Origin of the sequence: Variovorax frigidus, from assembly GCF_051216515.1 — a bacterium.
GTDB lineage: Bacteria > Pseudomonadota > Gammaproteobacteria > Burkholderiales > Burkholderiaceae_C > Variovorax.
In genome coordinates this window covers 853120-873669 of the sequence record NZ_JBPJZF010000001.1, presented here as the reverse complement: position 1 = coordinate 873669, position 20550 = coordinate 853120, and the positions used below count along the sequence as shown (strand labels likewise).

The following is a 20550-nucleotide window of genomic DNA, read 5'->3' as shown; positions in this document are numbered from 1 at the left end:
CTGGAATGGGCTCATCTTATGGATGTAGACGCACGAACCACGTCGATGGACATGCAGCCGCTGATGAGCGTGTCATGTCCTTGACGATCGATCGGTCGTCGACGCACTCTCCAGGGCTTGTCGACGGGCAGCGCAAACGGCTTTGCCTCTCGTAATGTATTGCTTGATCATGCTCAAGGAAACGCCCATTCGATTGGCGATTTCCTGTTTGGAAATGTCGTCGAACACGTGCAGGCTGAAAGCCTCGCGGCACCTTGGAGGCAATGACGCGATCGCCTCCAGGTAAGCCTGCACCGCTTCTTTCGAAGCATAGGCTTCCTCGGGCTGCGTGTGCTGAGACGCCGTTGGCTGGCTGCCCTCGTCCAGTCCGTCGAGGTCGTCTGCCTGCCGCACCGCGGCGCGGCGGTCCATGTCCACCTTGGCATTCGTGGCGATCCGCTGCAGCAACGCAGCAGGATGTTGGATGGTTTGCCCTGTCTGCTGCATGGCAAGCACGCGCGCAAAACTCTCCTGCGCAAGGTCCGCCGCAGTGTCTCGGCTCCCCGTCTTGCGCCAACAGAAGATCAACAGGTCACGGTAGTAACGGGCGAGCACGGTCCAGCCAAAGTCATAGAACGACAGCGCTCCGGGCGGGAAAACAAGCCCGCGCAGGCATCGCGTTCAGAAAGCGGGAATACGGATGCGCGGCGTGGCGGTGGCTGGCAGGAGCCCGGGGCAATGCGCCCCGAAGCCCTCTTGGAACAGGTCCCCCAAATTTGGGGCTCCGGTTCTCTGCGGCATCAGACGGGAGGTAACACGGGAAATCTTAACCTGCCCAAGCGGAGATGCGCTACTCGATTCACCGGCCCCTCGCGTTGAACATCGGGGCGGCGGCGGCATGAGGCCAGAACCGGACCTTCGCCTGCGTCCTCCGTTTAGCATTCGAAGATCACACCCTGCTCGGGCGCGTCAATGGTCTCCGTGATGCACGCGGTGTTGGGTGCGCCTTCAAAGGCCATTTCTGCATCGGCGTCCTAACGAGGCGATCGCATCGCGTTGAGGGTGATTGAGAAGTCGGCTTTTGGCCGAAAGTGGCCTCATCCACGCGCGGCCAGAAAAATTCCTGCCGCTAGGAGCAATCCATAGAACGCCATACCGATCAGCGTGAGGCCGGCGGTCGTCACCACTCGACGTTCGCCGAGCACGAAAGACAGAGCGCCTGCAGCGGCATGTACTTGTCCCTCGTTACCTGTCAAGGATTCGCCGCGCCACCTTCCGAACGAAAGCATGCGAACCAGGCCCGAGCCGGTCAACACCAGAACTATCTCAAAAATGGCTTCCATGGGCGTTCCCTCCATGCGTCTGGTTGGGGCCGACTGCAGCGTCCTCGCTGAGGTTGCGCGGGGCCCGAGGCAGCCGCCGATGTACGACAGCGATCACCCGTATGTTGCGACGAGATCTACAGGCAGTTTGACGCCGTGTTGAGCCTGCGGGCAAGCAAACCCGTGGCCTCCGCCGGGTGAATGTCGCACACGAGCAAGCCGACTTGCCCGTAAGGCTGGTAGCAGAGCAGGGAGCCGTCCGGTCGCACAACTGCCGACGTCGTGGGTGACCCGGGACTGGCGCAGTTCGCAGCAGCGAAAAAGACGTTGTTCTCAGCAGCACGGCACAGGAAAGTCTTCTCGTGGAAGGTGTTCCGCGCATCTGCGAATTCGGTGGGCTGGAACGCGCCGGTGACGGCTTCATCGTAGAACGGATGGAACACCAACTGCGCGCCGCGGCGAGCAGCCCAGCGCACGGTCTCCGGATAGCGAAAGCCCTCATGGCAGATCACGACGCCGAAGCGCACGCCATCCAGTTCGAATATCTGGCGCTCGCAACCAGGCTCGTAGCGCGCATCCTCGCTGGGATCGAGCTGCACCTTGTCTTGAAAACCTGCAACATCACCGTTCGACTGAATGACAAGCGCGGTGAGACGTGGCCGATCTGAAACGTAGCGCTCAGTGCCGAGCACCACGGCAATATTGTTCTTGGCTGCCGCTTGCGCGATGGTGGCATGGGCGTCTTGCAGAAAACCAGCACTGACCGGATCAGGCCGCCGCTCGCCCCACGGGTAACCTGGAACATAGGCTTCCGGAAAGCAAACCACCCGCGCGCCTGCGCGTGCCGCGTCGGGCAGCACGCGCAGGACGCGCTCGACGGAATCCTTCGGACTCGATGGAATCTCGATATTGGCGAGGGCGATTCGAAGAGTGGTCATGCGAGGGGTTTACTGTGCAGCGCTCAGGACGCTGCGATGAACAGGGCCGGGTCGACCATCGTGCGGTTGAGCATTACGCCCCAGTGCAGGTGCGGGCCGGTCGCGCGGCCGGTGGCGCCCACGGCGCAGAAGCGGTCGCCGGTCTTGACTTCGTCGCCGACCTTCACGTCGATCGTGCTCAGGTGGCAGTACATCGTGAGCAGCCCGCCGCCGTGGTCGAGCCAGACCGTGCCGCCGTTGAAGAAGTAGTCGCCGGTGTCGATCACGCGGCCGGGCAGCGGCGCGCGCACGGGTGTGCCCGTGGGCGCTGCGATGTCCATGCCGCCGTGCGGATTGCGCGACTGGCCGTTGAACACGCGGCGCAGGCCGAAGGAACTCGAGCGCCGGCCCGGCACCGGCACGCGCATCTGCAGGTCGTGCGCCGGCACCGCGGTGAAGGTGGCGATTGCCTTGGCCTGATGGTCGCGCTCGCGTTCGTAGCGCGCCTGGTCTTCGGGCGACAGGTCGACCTTGCCCGGTGCGACCTTGAGGCGCTGCTCGCTGTATTGCTTCGCAGCGATGGCATAGGCGATCGGCTCGTCGCGGCCGCCTTCGGTGCGTCGAACGATGTGCGCGTTGCCGGGCTGCGCCGCGAGCGGGATGCCGACCAGCGCGGTCCATTCGGTCGGGTCGCCGATCACGAGCAGCGGCAGATCGTCCGCGGTGCGCGCCACGGGGCGTGTGGCCGCGGTGCCGAGCGACAGCCGCGCGACGCCGCCGGGAACCGCGGAGGCATGCGGCCAGACCCCGGAGGACGTCGGGGATATCGCGGCGGCCTTCGACTTGGCCGCGAAGGCCGGTGCGGCGGGCAGCAGCAGCGCGCCCAGCGTGCCGAGCAGCGCGCTGCGGCGTGTGGAGATCGGGAGAGAAAACGGGGGGTTCTGAATGGCCATCGGACAAGTCTAGCGAGCGCGCTCGGTGCGGGTGGACGAGAGCCCTTCAGCCGACCCAACGGCCCGGCGCCAGACCGTCGAGCGTGTGCGGCCCGATGGCCGCGCGGATCAGCCGCAGCGTCGGGTGGCCGACAGCCGCGGTCATGCGCCGCACCTGGCGGTTGCGGCCTTCCTTGATCGCGAGTTCGATCCAGCTGGTGGGGATGGACTGGCGCACGCGGATGGGGGGCTGGCGTTCCCATACGGCGGGCGGCGGGTCGAGCCGGCGCGCGCGGGCGGGGCGGGTCGGGCCGTCGTTGAGCGTCACGCCGTCGCGCAGGGCGCTCAGCGCTGCGTCGTCGGGCACGCCTTCGACCTGCACCCAGTACACCTTCTCCATCTTGAAGCGCGGATCGGCGATACGGGCCTGCAACTGGCCGTCGTCGGTCAGCAGCAGCAGGCCTTCGCTGTCGGCATCGAGCCGGCCGGCCACGTAGACGCCGGGCAGGTCGATGAAATCTTTCAGTCCTTGCCAGCGGCCTTCGGGCGTGAACTGGCTGAGCACGCCGTAGGGCTTGTTGAATCGGATCAGGCGGGGGGAAGAAATAAGAGCCATGGCGCGGGCAGCATAGCCGCCAGGACGAAGGCACAACCCTCAGCGTGCGGCGATGCATTCGACCTCGGCGCGCGCCCGGGTGTCAGCCCGCTGGCGCCGAGGGCACCGCGGGCCGGGCAGGGCTTGGAGAACGGGGCCGTTTGAGTGACCGATGTTGATGAAATCAATCGGTGCGAGCGGCTCTGACGGCCGTCAGCTGCGCCAGGATGGCCTGACGCAGCACCTTGGGCGACACGGGCTTGTGGAGCACGGAAATCCCCGCGCGCGCGACGTCGCGCAGCTGGTCGGGCTGGGTCTCGCCGGTGACCACCAGCCGCGCGGTGAACGGGCCGATGCCGCGCGGATGGCGCTGCAGCGCCGCCAGCACATCCAGGCCGTTCTCGTCGCCCCGAAGCAGCAGGTCGCTCACCACCACATCGGGCGCCTGTCCCCAGCCGTCCGCCAGCGCCAGGGCCTCGGCCTGGCTCTGTGCCGCCATCACCTTGGCGCCGGCGCTCGACAGCGCGCTTTGCAGGCCGAGCAGGATGCTGCGTTCGTCGTCGATGACCAGCACGCGCACGCCGTCGAGCCGTGCTTCGGCATTCGCTCCGGAGGCCCCGGTGTGCGCCACGGTGGCGGCGTCGGCGGCCGGCGCCGTGCCGCGCACCAGCAGGCGCACGCCGGTGCCGCGGCCCAGGCGCGAATTCAGCTCGACGCGCGTGCTCAACAGGCTGGCCAGCCGTCGTACCGTCGCCAGCCCCAGGCCCATGCCGCGCGCGCCGTGGCTGTGCTGCTGCCCGCGCGTCTCGACCTGGAAGAACTCCTCGAAGACGCGCGTCTGGTGCTGGGGTGCGATGCCGATGCCGGTGTCCAGCACGTCGATGCGCACCCCCTTGCCGCGGCGCCGCGCCCCGATCAGCACACCGCCCTCGGTGGTGTGGCGCAACGAGTTCGACACCAGGTTGTTGAGGATGCGCGCGAGCATCACGTAGTCGCAGCGCACCCACAACGCGGTCTTGCGCACCACCAGCCGCAGCGCCTGCGCCTCGGCCACGGGGCGGAAGTTGCGGCTGATCTCGTCGAACAGGCTGTCCAGCGGAAAGTCGCTCCACTGCGGTCGCAGCACGCCCGCATCGAGCTGCGACAGGTTGAGCAGTTCGGAGAACAAGCGGTCCAGCGCATCGACGCATTCGCGGATGTGGCCGATGCGTTGCAGCCGCACGGGGTCGGTCTCGCCGTTGGCCAGACCGTCGGAGAACAGCGTGAGCGCATGCAGCGGCTGGCGCAGGTCGTGGCTGGCCGCAGCCAGCAGCCGGGTCTTGGCCTGGCTCGCGACTTCCAGTTGCCGGTTCTTGCGGGCGAGTTCGACGGTGGCGTCGGCGATGCGGCTTTCCAGCAGGCGCCGGCTCTCTGCCAGCGCACTGGCCGCCTGGTTGAAGCCGCTCTGCAGGCGGCGCACTTCCGCCGTGCCTTCGACCGCCACGCTGGCTTCCTCGCCGGCGCCCAGCCGATCGACGGCCTCGCCGAGCGCACCGATGGGCGCACTGATGCGCCGCGCCGCCCACCAGCCGGTCAGGCCCACGCCGACCAGGCTGGCGAGCAGCACCAGCGCCACGTTGAAGCGGGCTGCGCGGCGCGCGCGTTCGGCCGCCTCGAGGCTGATCTCGACCATCACCTGACCGGTGCGTTGGCCGTCCTCGCCCATGATCGGGGTGAACACCTGCAGGCCTTCGCTGCGACGGCGGTCGACGGTCTCCGCATTGGCGAGGATCTCGCCTTCCTCCGACCGGATCTGCACCTGCTGCACATGCGGCTGGTAGGTGCCCGACTGGGCGGTGCGCATCAGCCCGCGCCGGTCCATGCGCTGCAGTTGTGCCTGCGCCACGGTGGCCACCTGCAGCGCGACCGTCTGCGCATTGGCGCGGATCAGCTCGGTCACGTCGTCCAGATGCTGGCGCGTGAGCACCGCGATGGCGCCCAGCGTGGCCACGCTGGCTGGCAACAAGGCCAGCATCACCAGTTGCTGGGCCAGGGAGAGGTGCACCAGGCGCGCGGACAGCCACTCACGCATCGTTCGGCCATACCGGGCCCCGTCCGTTGCCGGCGATGGGGGTCGTGAGGCGTTCAGAGGTGGCACGGCAGCCATGAAAGTGTGAAATACGTCACTAATCAAGCCAAGCTTGGTTTCTAATTGTGTACTTGGCACCGTCCGTTTGGCCAGTCGGCATTCGGCCGGACCTGTCGATGGAGATATTTCCACCCGCCGATGCCTGCTGCCAGCCTACCGTCCCCCTGGGTCCCACGCGGCCGCGATGGCGTGCGCCGTCGGTTGCTGCATGCGCTGGTCGGCCTGGGAATGGCCGGGGCCTTGCCAGGCGTCGCCGGGGCCCAGGCCGGTCTGGGGCAGCCGGTGCGATTCGGCATCCTGCCGCTGGGCGGCGCCTTCGAATCGCGCAACGACTGGGAGCCGGTGCTCGCCGACCTGAGCCGGGTGCTGGGCCGGCCGGTGAGCGTGCTGTCGGTGACGTCGTACGAGGCGCTCGAACAGGCGATCCAGCGCAACGAAGTCGACATGGCCTTTCTCTCCGGCCGCATGGCGCTCGACGCCGTCACCCAGCGGCGCATGCGGGTGGTGGCCCAGGTCACGCGGCACGACGGCCTGCCGGGCTACCGCGCGCTGCTGCTGACGCGCAAGACCGGGCCGCTGCGCACGCTCGACGGCCTGCTGGCCGAGCCCGAGCGCTGGCGGCTGGCGCGCGGCGAGAGCCACTCGGTGTCGGGCTTCATCGCGCCGCAGTTGCAGCTGTTCCTGCCGCACCACATCGCGATGGAGACCCGCTTTCGCAGCGAACTCGTGGGCACGCACCAGGCCACGGCGCTGGCGGTGGCCAACGGCGAGGCCGACGTGGCGACCAACAACACTGCGGACTTCGAGCGTTTCAGACTGAAATTTCCGGTCGAGGCCGCGCGATTGCGGGTGATATGGGAATCGGACCTGATTCCGCACGCCCAGATCGTGGTGCGGCGCGACTATCCGGAGACGCTGCAGCGCCAGGTCCAGAACTTCCTGGTCGGCTACGCGCGCGCCAAGGGGGCGCGCGGCGACATCGAGCGGGGCCATCTGCGCGCGCTGCACGGCCTGGCCGGTTTCCTTGCTGCCGACAACGACTCGCTGTTGCCCGCCGCGCGTCTGGCGTACCAATTGGCGCGGCAGAACGCGATGGCCGCCCAGTGGGTCAATGAAGCGGCCCGGCAGGCCAGGCTGCAACGCATCGAAAGCGCTTATGTCGAGCAACTCGCGGTGCTGCGCGAATTGGGGCCCTGAAGCCCCGCCTGTGGGATGCAGGCCAGTTCGCTGCGCGGCTAAAAACGGCGGAGGCGTGCAGTGAATGAATTGAAAAGAATTCATTGTGCTGAAAATGAATAATTGAATTGGATTTGTGTCCGAATTTTTTCGAGGCCCATGGGGAAAAATTGCGACATTTGATTATTGATTGACAATCAATTGGTGCAATAGAAAAGACAATTCGCCCGTCGCAGCCAATGGATGCTGCGTTTCAGGGTGTCCATGTCGCTTTTCTATTTCCGCCGTTTCCGTCCCCGCCATTCGATCGCCGTTGCAGGCCCGCTGACCGCCAGCGTGCTGGCCGTGGGGGCGCTGGTTGCCGGCACCCCTGCGGTGGCGCAGACCGCTTCCGCGCCGCAGCCCTTCATCGAGGAACTGCGCCAGCAGGAGCGTGAACGCGCGCTGCGTACCCAGCAGGAACGTGCGGTCGATGCGCGTCTGCCCGTCGAGACGTCGCCCGCACCCGGGCGCCTGCCCGACGCCGAGACGCCATGCTTTCGCATCGAGCGCCTGGTGCTGGGGGGCGAGCGGGCCGCCGAGTTCCAATGGCTGCTGACCGCTGCCGCGGGCGCACAGGGCGACGACGGACCGTTGGGTCGCTGCCTTGGCACGAAGGGCGTCGACACGGTGCTGGCCCGCCTGCAGCAGGCCCTGGTCGAGAGGGGCTGGGTCACCACCCGCGTGCTGGCACCGCCGCAGGACCTGGCGGGCGGCACGCTGGCCTTCACGCTCGTGCCCGGGCGCATCGCGGCGATCCGCTTCGCCGAGGGCACGGGCGAGCGCACCGCGCTGCGCAACGCCATTCCCGCGCGGCCGGGCGACCTGCTGAACCTGCGCGACGTCGAGCAGGGGCTGGAGAACCTCAAGCGCCTGCCCACCGCCGACACCGACATCCAGATCGAACCGTCGCAGGCCGCCGATGCGAAGCCGGGCGACAGCGACCTGGTGGTGAAGTACAGCCGCAGGTTTCCCTTGCGCGGCACCTTGAGCCTGGACGACAGCGGCACCCGGGCCACCGGGCGCACCCAGGCCGGCGCCACCGTCGCCTGGGACGGCCCGCTGGGCCTCAACGACTTGGCCTACCTGAGCGTGAACCACGACCTGTTCAACCCTGGCGCGCGCGGTACCGCCGGCCAGACCCTGCATTACTCGATCCCCTACGGCGACTGGCTGCTGGGCGCCACGGCGAGCCGCAGCAGCTACCACCAGAGCGTGGCCGGCCTCAGCCAGGACTACGTCTACGCCGGCGAGTCGCGCAACGCCGAAGTGCGGCTGTCGCGCCTGCTGTACCGCGACCAGCGCCGCAAGACCACGCTGGCGCTGCGCGCCTTCCGCCGGGCCTCGTTCAACTTCATCGACGACACCGAGATCGAAGTGCAGCGCCGCGTGGTCGGCGGCTGGGAACTGGGGCTGAACCACCGCGAGTTCCTCGGCACGGCCACGCTGGACGCCAACCTGCAGTACCGCCGCGGCACCGGTGCGTTCGGTTCGCGGCCTGCGCCCGAGGAATTCTTCGGCGAAGGCACGTCGCGCTTCGGCCTGGTCGCAGCCGATGCCAGCCTGAACCTGCCTTTCCAGCTGGGCGACCAGAAGCTGCGCTATTCGGCGCTGTGGCGCGCGCAATGGAACCGCACGCCGCTCACGCCCCAGGACCGCTTCGCCGTCGGCGGGCGCTACACGGTGCGCGGCTTCGACGGCGAGACCAGCCTGATGGCCGAGCGCGGCTGGCTGATCCGCAACGACGTCGGCTGGGCGCTGGGGCAGAGCGGCGGCGAACTGTATGTCGGCATCGACCACGGCGAGGTCGGCGGATGGTCGTCGCAATTCCTGCTGGGCAAGCGGCTCACGGGCGGCGTGCTCGGCCTGCGCGGCACGGCGAGCGCTCTCCAGGGCCTGAGCTACGACCTCTTCGTCGGCACGCCCCTTCGCAAGCCCGAGGGCTACCGCACCGCCCACGTGACGGGTGGCTTCAACCTCAACTTCAGCTTCTGAAAGGAGCGCTGCCCGACGAATCCATCACGCACCACCACGCACTGTCACGCATCGCGTCAGCCCTCGAGGCGACGTCAATTTCATTCAAACATTCAGGGATAAAAAAATGACTTCCAAGCTCTTCATTCCGTCGATTCTTTCCATCGCATTGCTGCAGGCCTGCGGCGGTGGGGGTGGCGGGGACGGCGGTGCGGCGCCCGCTGCATCGACGTCCGGCACGGCCAGCGCTCCGGCCAGCGCCGACAGCGGCTCGGTGAGCGCGAGGTTTGCGGCCGGCGCCAGTTCGCGCTACCAGTTGGTGGGCATCGGCTCGCAGACCTTCGGCCGGCTCGACACCAGCGTCCAGGCCTCGAGCGGCGCGATGACCAAGCTCAGCGACGCCGTGCTCAGCGGCAATAGCGCGACCAAGGACATCAGCGGCGATGCCTCCTACGCGCTGGGGCGTTGGGCCGCGGGCACCGTGACGCGCTCGAGCGGTAGCGAGACCCTGAGCGGCACCGACAACCGCGCCTACCACTACCTCGGGGTCAACACACCGGCGCAGTTCCCGGCGATGGGTTCTCTGACCTGCGACGCGGGTGTGTTCACGGCGCCCACCTACACGCAGGGTGGCAGCGGCGCGCAGCCCAACAGCGGGACGGCCTCCGGCTCGGCCACCCTGAGCTTCGGCGCAGGCGGTGCGACCGTGGGCGGCGCGGTGAACGTGGCAGCGTCCGGCAGCGCAGGGGCGGCCCCGCTCGGCACCACGATCTCGTCGACATCGAGCGCATCGGTCACGGGCGCCTACCTGAGCGGCGGCTCCGGTGCCGCGGTGCAGATCGGCGACGCCGGTGGCGGTGCCTTCCTCGTGGCCGCCAGCTACGCGGCCACGCTGGCCAACGGCGCGCGTTACATCGGCGTCGCCAAGTTCCGTTGCGCTGCCTGATGGCGTGAGGAGGGCAGGGGCGCATCGCGTTCCTGCCCGCCGTGTTTCCGCGCGTACGGCGCGCGCTCAGGGAAAGAAAAAAGAATGAACAAGCATCTCTACCGTATCGTTTTCAACGCCGCGCGCGGCCTGCGCATGGTGGTGCAGGAAAGCGCGCGCAGCACAGGCAAGGGCGCGAGCGGCGCGACCTCGGCGGCGGTGAGCGTGGCCGCGGTGGCCGCGGCCCTGATGAGCGCCCCATTGCACGCCCAGATCGTGGCCGACCCCGGTGCGCCCGGGCGCCAGCGCCCGACGCTGCTGGCGGCACCCAACGGCGTGCCGCTGGTCAACATCCAGACCCCCAGCGCCGCGGGCGTCTCGCGCAACACGTATTCGCAGTTCGACGTCAACGCCAAGGGCGTGATCCTCAACAACAGCCGCACCAACGCCCAGACCCAATTGGGCGGCTGGGTGCAGGGCAACCCCTGGCTCGCGGGCGGCGGCGCGCGCGTGATCCTCAACGAGGTGAACAGCAACAACCCGAGCCAGCTGCGCGGGTACGTCGAAGTCGCCGGGCAGCGCGCCGAAGTCATCATCGCCAACCCCGCGGGTATCCAGGTCGACGGCGGCGGCTTCATCAACGCGAGCCGCGCCACGCTCACCACGGGCACGCCGCAGTTCAACACCAACGGCGGGCTCGACAGCTTCCTCGTGAGAGGCGGCACGGTGAATGTCGAAGGCAGGGGCCTGGACGCGAGCAAGACCGACTACGCGGCCATCCTGGCGCGGGCGGTGCAGCTCAATGCAGGGGTCTGGGCCAACGAGCTTCGTGTGACGACCGGTGCCAACCAGGTCGCGGCGGACGGCAGCGTGCAGGCGCCTGTCACGCCCACGGGCACCCCACCCACCTTCGCGCTCGACGTGGCCGCGCTGGGCGGCATGTACGCGGGCAAGATCACATTGATCGGCACCGAGGCCGGCCTGGGCGTGCGCAACGCGGGCCACATCGGCGCGGGCGTCGGTGGCCTGGTGGTCACCGCGGCGGGGCGCTTGGAGAACATCGGCACGCTCGAAGGCGCGAAGGTCGAACTGCACAGCGGCAGCGACATCGACAACCGCGGCGGCACGGTCCGCCAGGCGGGCACGCGTGACATCGCGATCACGGCGCCGGTGCTGAGCAACACGGCGGGCGGGTTCATCGGGGTGGAGCCGGTGGCCGTGCAGCCGGAGGCGGGCGGCGGTGCCAGCCCATCGGGCGGCGGTTCGAGCGGTAGTGGATCGGTCACGCCCACCACGGGGACCGGGACGATGGCGACCACCGGCGGTACGGTCACCGCCGAGGCCGCACCCGCACAGCCCGCAGCGGCCACAGGCCCGGGCGCCATCCGCGCCGCGGGCAGCCTGCTCAACGACGGCGGTCGCATCTACGCAGGCGGCGAGATCGCACTGAACACGCCGCGCATCGACAACAGCGGCGGCAGCTTGAGCGTGGGCACGCTGGCCGTGAGCGGCGAGCGCTTCGGCAACGCGGGCGGCACCTTGAACGTGGCGCGCGGCTTCCAAGCCGACGTGGGCACCTTCGACAACAGCGGCGGCAAGCTGCATGCGGGCAGCCTGCGCATCGCGAGCACGGGCGATCTGGTCAACACCGATGGCACGCTGACGAGCCAGGGCGATGCGAGCCTTGCCGCGGGCGGCGACATGGACAACACGCGGGGCACCGTCTCTGCGGTCGGCACGCTCGACGTCAAGGCCGATGGCGCGCTGACCAACAGCGCCGGCACGCTGGTCGCCGGCGGGCATGTCGGCGTGACCGCGCAGTCGATGGACAACAGTGCGGGTGCGCTGCAGTCCTCGAAAGCAGACGTGCGCCTGAGCGTTCGCAACGCACTGCGCAACACCAACGGCACGATCGGCGCGGGCACCGATCTGTCGGTGCAGGCCGGCACGCTCGACAACCTGGGCACGGGTGCCTTGCGCGGTACGCAGGATGCCTCGGTAACCGTCGACGGCGCTGCCCTCAACGAAGGCGCGATCACGGCGGGACGGCACCTCACGCTCGCCGCGCAGTCGCTCGACAGCGCCAAGGCCAGCGTGCTGGGCGCGGGTGTGCAGGCAGATGGCCAGCTCGGCAGCAGCGGCGATCTGCACCTGCGCACGGCACAGCAATTGGCCGCGCACGGCGACGTCGTGGCTGCCGGCAAAGCCAGCCTGCAAGGTGCGGGCGTCGATCTCGGTGACAGCCGCAGCCATGCGGGCGACATGCAGATCACGGCCACCCGAGGCGACGTCGTCACGCAGCATGCGGTGGTGTCCGCCGCTGGCTTGCTGCAGATCGATGCCAGGGCCTCGGGCGCGCAGACCCTGCGCAACGATGCAGGCAAGCTGAGCGCCGGCCAACTGGTGGTCGGTGCATCGAGTCTCTCCAACACCCAGGCCGGCGAGATGGTGCAGACCGGCGCAGGTGCTGCACGCATCGAGATCACAGGCGACATCGACAACCGCGGCGGCAGTCTGGGCGCGATCGACGATCTCGACCTGCGCGCAGGCGGCGCGGTGAAGAACACCGGCGGCACCATCGCCGCAAACAACGCGCTGCGGCTCGACGCCGGCACCCTCGACAACACGCATGGCAGCGTGGCGGCGGTCAAGGGCGCACTGCACGTCACGACCTCGGGCGTCACCACCAACACCGGCGGCGCGATGCAGGCCGGCCAAGCAGTGGTGTTGGTCAACAACGGCCTGGTGAACACAGGAGCAGGCCGCGTGATCGGCGACAGCCTCGCCATCGACACGCGCGGGCAGGCGCTCGACAACCGCCACGGCACGCTCGCAGCCACGCGCACGGCAGCCATCGATTCGGGCGCCTTCGACAACACGGCCGGCCTGCTGCAGTCCGGCGGTGCGATGCGCCTCGACACCCACGGCCAGGCGCTGACCAACACCGACGCCACGGGTTACGAGACGAAGCAGGGCGGCATCACCAGCGCAGGCACGCTGACGCTGGCCACGGGCGCCATCGACAACAGCGCGGGCTTCATCGGCGCCAAGGAGGATCTTGTTGCGCACACCGGCGCGGTCGTCAACGGTGACGGCGGGCTGGTGCTGGGCCAGGCCGCGTTGAACATCGACACGCAGGGCGCGCTCTACGACAACCGCGGCGGCAAGACGCAGAGCATCGGCGCGATGCGCATCGATGCGGGCGCCATCGACAACAGCGGCAGCCTGATTCGCTCGATCGGCAGCGCCACGCTGAATGCCGCCACGATCACCAACGCCCACACGCAGGGCGACGAGCGGGGCATCGAGGGCAAGAACCTGGTGCTTGGCGCCGCCACGCTGAACAACACGGCCGGTGCGATCCGTGCGGATGTCGACGCCACGGTCCGCAGCGCAGGCCATGTCGACAACACCGGCGGGCTGATCTCCGCGCACAACGTGCTGCGCATCGAAGACCCGGCCGTGGACATCGGCGCGCGCACGCTGCAACTCACCAACACCGGCGGCACGCTGGTGGCCGACCAGGCGCTGCAACTGGAGGCATCGTCGCTGGTCGGCAACGGCAAGATCACTTCGGGCAAGGACCTGGCGCTGCGCTTGAGCCAGGACCTGGTGAACGAAGGCGAGATCAGCGCCAACGGCAACCTGACTTATGCATCGGCCGGCAACGTGAGCAACCACGGCAAGCTGCTCGCGGGTGGCACGCTCGCGGTCGGCGGGCGCAACGTCGACAACGCCGAAGGCGCGGAGATGCGCGGCGACACCACCCTCGTCACGGCCGCCGACACGCTGACCAACCGCGGCCTGATCGACGGGCGCGACACGCAACTCAATGCGCGGGCCGTGGTCAACGCCAAGACCGGCCGCATCTACGGCGACCATGTGTCGATCGCGGCCGACAGCGTGCTCAACGACGGCGATCGCTCGCAGGCTGGCAGCATCGCCGCGCGTCAGCGGCTGGACATCGGCGCGAGGACGATGCTCAACCGGGAGCATGCCTTGCTCTTCAGCGGCGGTGACCTGGCCATCGGCGGCGCGCTCGATGCCGATCGCCACGCCACCGGCAAGGCTGAACTGATCCATAACGCCAGCGCCACCATCGAGTCGCTGGGCGACATGCACCTGTCGGCCGCGACCATCCGCAACAGCAACGAGCACCTCAAGGTGGATCGCGTACCGGTATCGAGCGTGTACAAGGAGGAACTCATTCCGGAGGGCTGGACCGAGTCTCGACCTGCTTCGGACTTCGTGATTCTGAACAGCAAGTGGATTTACCTGAAGGCGCACCCCGAGAAATACGGCCAGCGCCAGGAGGCGCCGCCGGCCGTCGTCACCACGCAGAACTGCTACGGGGGCGATGCCGGAGGCTGCGATGCGCCGGTCACGACCACCGAACCACGTGACTCTGCACGCTTTGCGCAGTTCGGCGTCACGCCGCCCGCCCAGACGCCGGAGCCCTTGCCGTCGCAGTACGGCTGCAGGCCCTTTGCGGTCTGCGCGGCCTACGAAGATGCCAAGGCTGCCTGGGACGCGAGCTACACCACGGCCCTGGACCACCTGGTCAAGGCCCTCGATGCCTACAACGCGGAGGTCAAGGAAGACAACCGCCTGCAGCAGCTCGCACGGGCCTGGACCGAACTGAAATACACCGAGTCGGTGAGCCGGGACAGCGCGGGCAACTCCAGCGACCCGGCGAAGATCGTCGCGGGCGGCAACATGACGCTGAGCGGCCAGCTCATCAACACCGACAGCCAGGTGCTGGCCGGTGGCGCCCTCACCACCGATCGGGCGCCGGAGAACCACCAGACCGAAGGCGCCGAGGTGATCAGCCGCAAGGGCGATTCGTTCTACCACTACTGGACGCATCATGGCGGTCTGGACGGTGGCACCGAATGGTTTTCGCCGAAGACCGACTACACCCCCGCCGACACCAAGACCACCTTCGCCTTGCCCGGCTGGCGCTACGAGCCGGGCACGGACGCGACCGAGCATGCAAAGCCCCCGGAGCCTGGCAAGGTCGTCGTTGGTGATCAAGCCGGCGCTGCGGGCACCGGCACCGCCTCGGGCCGCGGCCGCACCTTCACCGAGGTGCCGGCCAACGTCACTGCCCCGGGCGGCGCGGCGGCCGATGGCTCGGGTGCGGTGCGCGGCGATGGGCCCATGGTCGTGCGCACCAGCACGCCCGAGCCGCGCGCGCCCTCGGCCAGCCTGTTCCGCACGGGCAACGATGGCCGCTACCTGGTCGAGACCGATCCGCGCTTCGCGGGCTATCGAAACTGGCTGAGCAGCGACTACCTGTTCAAAGCCCTGGGCCTGGACCCGAACAACACGCTCAAGCGCCTGGGTGACGGCTTCTACGAGCAGAAGCTGATCCGCGAACAGATCGCGCAGCTCACCGGCTACCGCTATCTCGAAGGCTTCGGCAACGACGAGGCGCAGTACATCGCGCTGATGAATGCTGGCGCCACCTTCGCCAAACAGTACGGCCTGCGCCCCGGCATTGCGCTGAGTGCCGCACAGATGGCACAGCTCACCAGCGACATCGTCTGGCTGGTCGAGCAGACCGTGACCTTGCCCGACGGCAGCACCCAGCGCGTGCTGGTGCCGCAGGTGTACGTGCGCGTCAGGCCCGGCGACATCGACGGCAGCGGCGCGCTGCTGTCCGGGAAGACCGTCGGCGTCAAAGGCGGCGAAGACGACAAGGGCCTGGGCGACCTGGTCAACACCGGCACGATCGCGGGTCGCAAGCTCGTGTCGATCCATGCCGACAACGTGAAGAACCTCGGCGGTCGCATCGTGGGCGACAGCGTGGGCATCGCCGCACGCAACGACCTCGACAACATCGGCGGCAGCATCGAGGCGCGCAACGCGGCCGTGCTCACGGCCGGGCACGACATCAACATCCGCAGCACCACCAGCACGCAGACCAGCGCGCAAGGCAGCCGCACGAACCTGGACCGGGTGGCGGGGTTGTATGTGACGAATCCGGGTGGGACCTTGATTGCTTCTGCGGGCAACGACACGAACATCGTCGGTGCAATCTTGGCGAGCGAGGGGACCGTCGCCGTAGGCGCGGGACACGACGTCAACCTGGGTACCGTTGCCACGTCCAACGCCCAGGACATCACTTGGGATGCGAAGAACTACAGACGTACTGCCAAGAGCCAAGACGTGGGAAGCGTCGTTGTGGCTGATGGCAATGTGCGACTCGCAGCGGGCAACGACCTCGACATCAAGGCTGCAGCCGTGGTCAGCAATGCGGGGGCTCTCATCGGGACTGCCGGCAACGACATTCGCGTGCGCGCCGGCGAGTCCACCGAGAGCGTGAGCAGCGCGAGCTTCAGCGAGCACAAGGGGACGATGTCCCGATCCAGCCACACGCGGCGCGACGACGTGGCCGAGTCCCAAGTGCTGTCGAGCCGACTGAGCGGCGACAGCGTGGCGCTCGTGGCGGGCCGTGACGTCACGCTGGAGGCGGCACAGGTGCATTCCAAAGGCGTGACCAGCCTCACGGCCGGACGCGACATCGCGCTGAGCACAGCCGATCAGCGGCGCACCGAAAGCCACTTCAAGGAAGACACGCATTCGGCCACCGGCCTGGGCAAGGTCAGCGGCATTGCCTTGGGCGCTGACACCGTGGGCGCGAAGCTCCTGAGCAGCAACGCGGCGATGGGTGCCAACGCGGTCACGCGCACCGAGGCCATTGGAACGACCCTCTCGGCTGGCAGCGTGAAGACCGTCAGCGGCCGGGACACGACCGTGCGAGGTTCAATCATCGTCGCCGACGATGACGTCACGATGATCGCTGGGCGCGACCTCACCATCGAGAGTGCTCAGAACACTCGCAGCGGGAGCAGCGAGAGCGCCAGCCGCAAGAGCGGGATGATCGGCACCAGCACCAACCCGTCCTTCGGCAACGTCAAGCAGGACGAAGCGAGCCAGGGCCACGGCGTCACGCAAAGCGGCAGCCAGGTCGCCAGCCTAAAAGGCGACGTCACCTTGGTCGCCGGCGGCACCTACCGCCAGACCGCGAGCAGCGTGCTGGCCGCAGGACAGGCCGGCCCGTTGGTGGGTGGCGACGTGAACATCCTTGCGAAGAACGTCCTCATCGACGAGGCCTACAACACCAGCGACTCGCGCACGCAGGCCCACAGCGCCAGCACCGTGCTGGGCGGCAGCGCCAGTGTCGGCGGTATCAGCACCGACACCCTGCGAGGGGCTGCCAACACTGTCAGGGCGATGGGCGACACCGGCGGCGACGCCCGCATGCAGGCACTGGGCGCGGCCAACCTTGCGATGCAGGGCAGGCAGGTCTACGACACCGCCGCTGCCGTGGCGGCGGGCGGCGGCGTGGGCTACAAGGTCAGCGTCAACGTCAGCCGCAACAAGAGCGAGAGCCAGAGCAGCACGCAGGCCAGCGAAGCGGTGGGCTCGAGCGTCGTGGGCGCACGGAACGTCAACATCGTGGCCACCGGCGGCGGCGCCGACTCGAACATCCGCGCCGTGGGCTCCACCATTGCGGCGGGCGATACGGTCAACCTGGCCGCCGACAACGCCATCACGCTGGAGGCGAGCAAGAACAGCTGGCAGCAGCACGGCACCCACAGCAACAGCGGCGCGAGCATCGGGGTGGGCTTCGCGGGCGGCAGCCAGAACGGCTTCACCATCGAACTGGGCGTGAGCCGAGGCCGGGGCAACGAGGACGGCAGCGACGTCAGCTACAACAACACGCACGTGAGCGGTGGCAAAGCCGTGAACGTGACCAGCGGCGGCGACCTGAACCTCAAAGGCGCGGTCATCGAAGGCCCGAAGGTCACGGCGGATGTGGGCCGCAACCTGAACATCGAGAGCCTGCAAGACACCAGCACGCAAGTGTCCAAGCAGAACAGCTCGGGGTTCAACGCCAGCCTGTGCATCCCGCCGATCTGCTATGGCGTGAGCACGGTGGGCGGCAGTGTCGCAGGCGCCAAGGCCAATGGCAGCCATGCGAGCGTGACGGAGCAGTCGGGCATCAAGGCGGGAGACGGCGGCTTCGACGTGAACGTGAAGGGCCGCACGGACCTCAAGGGCGGTGTCATCACGAGCACGCAGGCGGCCATCGACGACAAGAAGAACAGCTTCACCACGGCGAGCCTGACGACCAGCGACATCGAGAACCACAGCACTTACGGGGCCAGTGGGTACGCGGCCAGCGGGAGTGTGTCGGGTGCGCTGGGCGATCAAAGCACGGCCAGCACGCCAGCAGACCAGAAGGCCGCGGACAACGCAGCAGCCAACGCGCGCCCCGGCGGCAGCGCCGGAGTCGGCAATACCAGCGGCAGCCAGACCAGCACGACCCGGTCGGGCATCTCCGGCATCGCGGGCGACGAGAGCGTGCGCACCGGCGACAGCGCCAGCACCGGGGCGCTGGTGAAGCAGTGGGACACGCAGAAGTTGGTCAAGGACGTGCAGGCGCAGTCGCAGATCACGCAGGAGTTCGGGCAGCGGGCCAGCGCGGAAGTGGGCATTTATGCCAACAAGAAGCTCGATGAAGCAAATGCGCTCTACGCACAAGCCGCTGCAGAAAATGATCCCCAGCGAAAGGCTGCGCTCTACGCCGAAGCAGATGAAATGGGCAGCAACTGGAAAGAAGGCGGCGCCTACCGCATCGCAGCGCATGCGGCAGTGGGAGGGCTGACCGGTGGAGCGGGAGGCGCGGCCGGTGCTGCGGCATCGAGCATCGCCGTGCCCATGATCGGAGAGCAACTTGCCGAGCTGGACATTCCGGTCCCGGTCAAGCAAGCGCTGATCATGGCCACCGGCGCCGCGACGGGCGCCGTGGCTGGTGGCGCTGCGGGCGCTGCGGGCGCATTCAACGAGACGTCGAACAACTACCTGACGGCGAACAGCTTGCGCAGCCGCGATCAGAAGATCAAGGTGTGCCAGGCCAGGGGTGATACCTCGTGCGAGGTCAAGGTCCAGCAGGAGTACGACCTCAAGAGTGCAAGGAACACTGGTGAACTCAAGCGCAGTTCGTTGGTGGAGAAGCAGTACCTCGAACAAAATCGGGCGGAGTTGGAGCAGCTGTTGCTCGACCCGAAGGTGAGCGAAGAGACGCGCCAGCAGGCGCGCCTGAGCATCAAGGAACTCAACACGGCGATCAACGTGATCGACAAGGCGCCGGTGATTCGGGACGCCGCTGAGTTGGGGCTGCTGGCCGTGGACGTCGCCACCTTGGGCGAGTTCGCTGCAGCACGGGTGCTGACGAGTTCTGTGGTGAAGGAGTTCGTACTCCGGCGCACGGGAACTACGCTTTCGGATGATGCGGCGGCGAGGATTGCCAATAATTTTTACCGAGATGTTGACGGGTTTGCCCAAGCCGCGACCAAGGAATTTCAGCCGGGCACTACTATGCGAGCCGAAAACGTCAATGCCGGTCAGGTCATCGACCGAGATGGATTGCCGCGCGTTGACGCAATGAAAAAATTGAGTGATGAGCAGGTTGCCCAGATGTTGGGACATCCCTCTTCTTTCTGGGGAACTTCATATCCTGCATGGAAAGAAGGAACGTTAGTGGTGGATCGCACGCTTACGCAGCCGGAGACCTATAGGATGGTGATAGATCAGAAGCAATACGATGCAATAAAGGCATCTATTCGAGACGGGGATATGGATTCTGCTTCGCAACAGCTTGGGGGGTGGGCCACCAAAGATCCCATTAATTCAATATCGGATGTTCGAAACAATCTCGCGATAACTGAAGGTTTCAAGGGGACGTCTCAAGGTCAGATTCTTTATTCGATCGAATTCACCGTCAAGCCCGGTGTAGGGGTGCGTGAGGGCACCGTAGGCTCGATGTGGGACTCGTCCACTTCCGCATACTTGCCTGGCGGTGGGCGGCAAGTGAACTTTATGACAAGTCGTCCTGCATCGAAACCAAGTCTCTTTATGATTGATCCATCTTCCATCAAGGCGCTGCGATGAATGCATTGTTAATAGATCGAGTTATCGGTCGGTGGATGGGGGCCGATACGCGTATTGCGGAAGTTGTGTACGAGGGAGGGGGAGAGAGCGCGGAGCGCTGGGTGCATGTTGATAGCCTGAAAAAACCGGTCATCCGTCTCAGCACTGCTTTAGATTTGAATGATGGAACGCGAACTCTTCTTCCAGTCGATGAGATCGCTCATTTACTTCCGGATCGAACCGGAGTATTTGTTGTTTTTTTGGAAAACAAACGTTCTCGGGTAGGTTTCACATCCTTCTGCGGCTCACACAACGCGGCCATTTTTGATGCGAATGGCACCCTCCGCTTTCAACTAAAGAACCCCTATGGTGAGCATGGTAGTTTTCGTTCGGTAGTCCGCCATTGCAAAGGCGACGGGTCGGTGGAGTTGGCTGTTCGCGCCTGCCCAAAGGACTGGCCTGTTTGTGAAGAGGTTTACACAATCGATGGAAGTACGGATGACCTGAGCACACAGATGCCGCGCTGGGTTCGCGATTAAGAGGGATGCAAGTCAATTGGTGATTATCGGTACTGGTGGCTTCACTGACGACACCGTCCAACATGCGGGCTCATGAATATCG

The 20550-nt window shown here is 67.1% G+C and carries 11 protein-coding genes; 5 read left to right on the top strand and 6 right to left on the bottom strand.

Annotated features, from left to right (window positions below; all coding sequences use genetic code 11):
- Positions 1-72 precede the first annotated feature (72 nt).
- The 6 genes from ACSFBC_RS04095 to ACSFBC_RS04070 form a co-directional block, all read right to left on the bottom strand.
- Positions 73-594, bottom strand: coding sequence for an RNA polymerase sigma factor (locus ACSFBC_RS04095; RefSeq protein ID WP_435509020.1), 522 nt, complete (start codon positions 592-594; stop codon positions 73-75).
- Positions 595-1076: 482 nt separating this feature from the next.
- On the bottom strand, positions 1077-1322 hold the full coding sequence (locus ACSFBC_RS04090) for a hypothetical protein (RefSeq protein ID WP_435509019.1): 246 nt from the start codon (positions 1320-1322) through the stop codon (positions 1077-1079).
- 116 nt (positions 1323-1438) lie between these two features.
- On the bottom strand, positions 1439-2239 hold the full coding sequence (locus tag ACSFBC_RS04085) for a carbon-nitrogen hydrolase family protein (protein ID WP_435509018.1): 801 nt from the start codon (positions 2237-2239) through the stop codon (positions 1439-1441).
- Positions 2240-2262: 23 nt separating this feature from the next.
- On the bottom strand, positions 2263-3171 hold the full coding sequence (locus tag ACSFBC_RS04080) for a peptidoglycan DD-metalloendopeptidase family protein (protein ID WP_435509017.1): 909 nt from the start codon (positions 3169-3171) through the stop codon (positions 2263-2265).
- Positions 3172-3217: 46 nt separating this feature from the next.
- Positions 3218-3766 carry a pseudouridine synthase gene (locus ACSFBC_RS04075; protein WP_435509016.1) on the bottom strand — a complete coding sequence of 183 codons (549 nt, stop codon included), beginning with the start codon at positions 3764-3766 and terminating at the stop codon, positions 3218-3220.
- 163 nt (positions 3767-3929) lie between these two features.
- Positions 3930-5816 carry an ATP-binding response regulator gene (locus ACSFBC_RS04070; protein WP_435509015.1) on the bottom strand — a complete coding sequence of 629 codons (1887 nt, stop codon included), beginning with the start codon at positions 5814-5816 and terminating at the stop codon, positions 3930-3932.
- A 195-nt stretch (positions 5817-6011) separates the two neighbouring features.
- Here ACSFBC_RS04070 and phnD point away from each other — a divergent pair, with 195 nt between their 5' ends.
- The 5 genes from phnD (at position 6012) to ACSFBC_RS04045 (ending at position 20468) form a co-directional block, all read left to right on the top strand.
- Positions 6012-7070, top strand: coding sequence for a phosphate/phosphite/phosphonate ABC transporter substrate-binding protein (gene phnD, locus ACSFBC_RS04065; protein WP_435509014.1), 1059 nt, complete (start codon positions 6012-6014; stop codon positions 7068-7070).
- A 243-nt stretch (positions 7071-7313) separates the two neighbouring features.
- Entirely contained in the window at positions 7314-9083 is a 1770-nt protein-coding gene (locus ACSFBC_RS04060) for a ShlB/FhaC/HecB family hemolysin secretion/activation protein (protein WP_435509013.1), read from the top strand.
- A 106-nt stretch (positions 9084-9189) separates the two neighbouring features.
- Positions 9190-10008, top strand: coding sequence for a hypothetical protein (locus tag ACSFBC_RS04055; protein WP_435509012.1), 819 nt, complete (start codon positions 9190-9192; stop codon positions 10006-10008).
- An 84-nt stretch (positions 10009-10092) separates the two neighbouring features.
- Positions 10093-19950 (top strand): hemagglutinin repeat-containing protein, encoded by a 9858-nt coding sequence (locus ACSFBC_RS04050; protein ID WP_435509011.1) that lies wholly within the window; start codon positions 10093-10095, stop codon positions 19948-19950.
- Positions 19947-20468 carry a hypothetical protein gene (locus tag ACSFBC_RS04045; protein ID WP_435509010.1) on the top strand — a complete coding sequence of 174 codons (522 nt, stop codon included), beginning with the start codon at positions 19947-19949 and terminating at the stop codon, positions 20466-20468. The genes ACSFBC_RS04050 and ACSFBC_RS04045 overlap by 4 nt, the downstream gene beginning before the upstream one ends.
- The last annotated feature ends 82 nt before the right edge of the window (positions 20469-20550 follow it).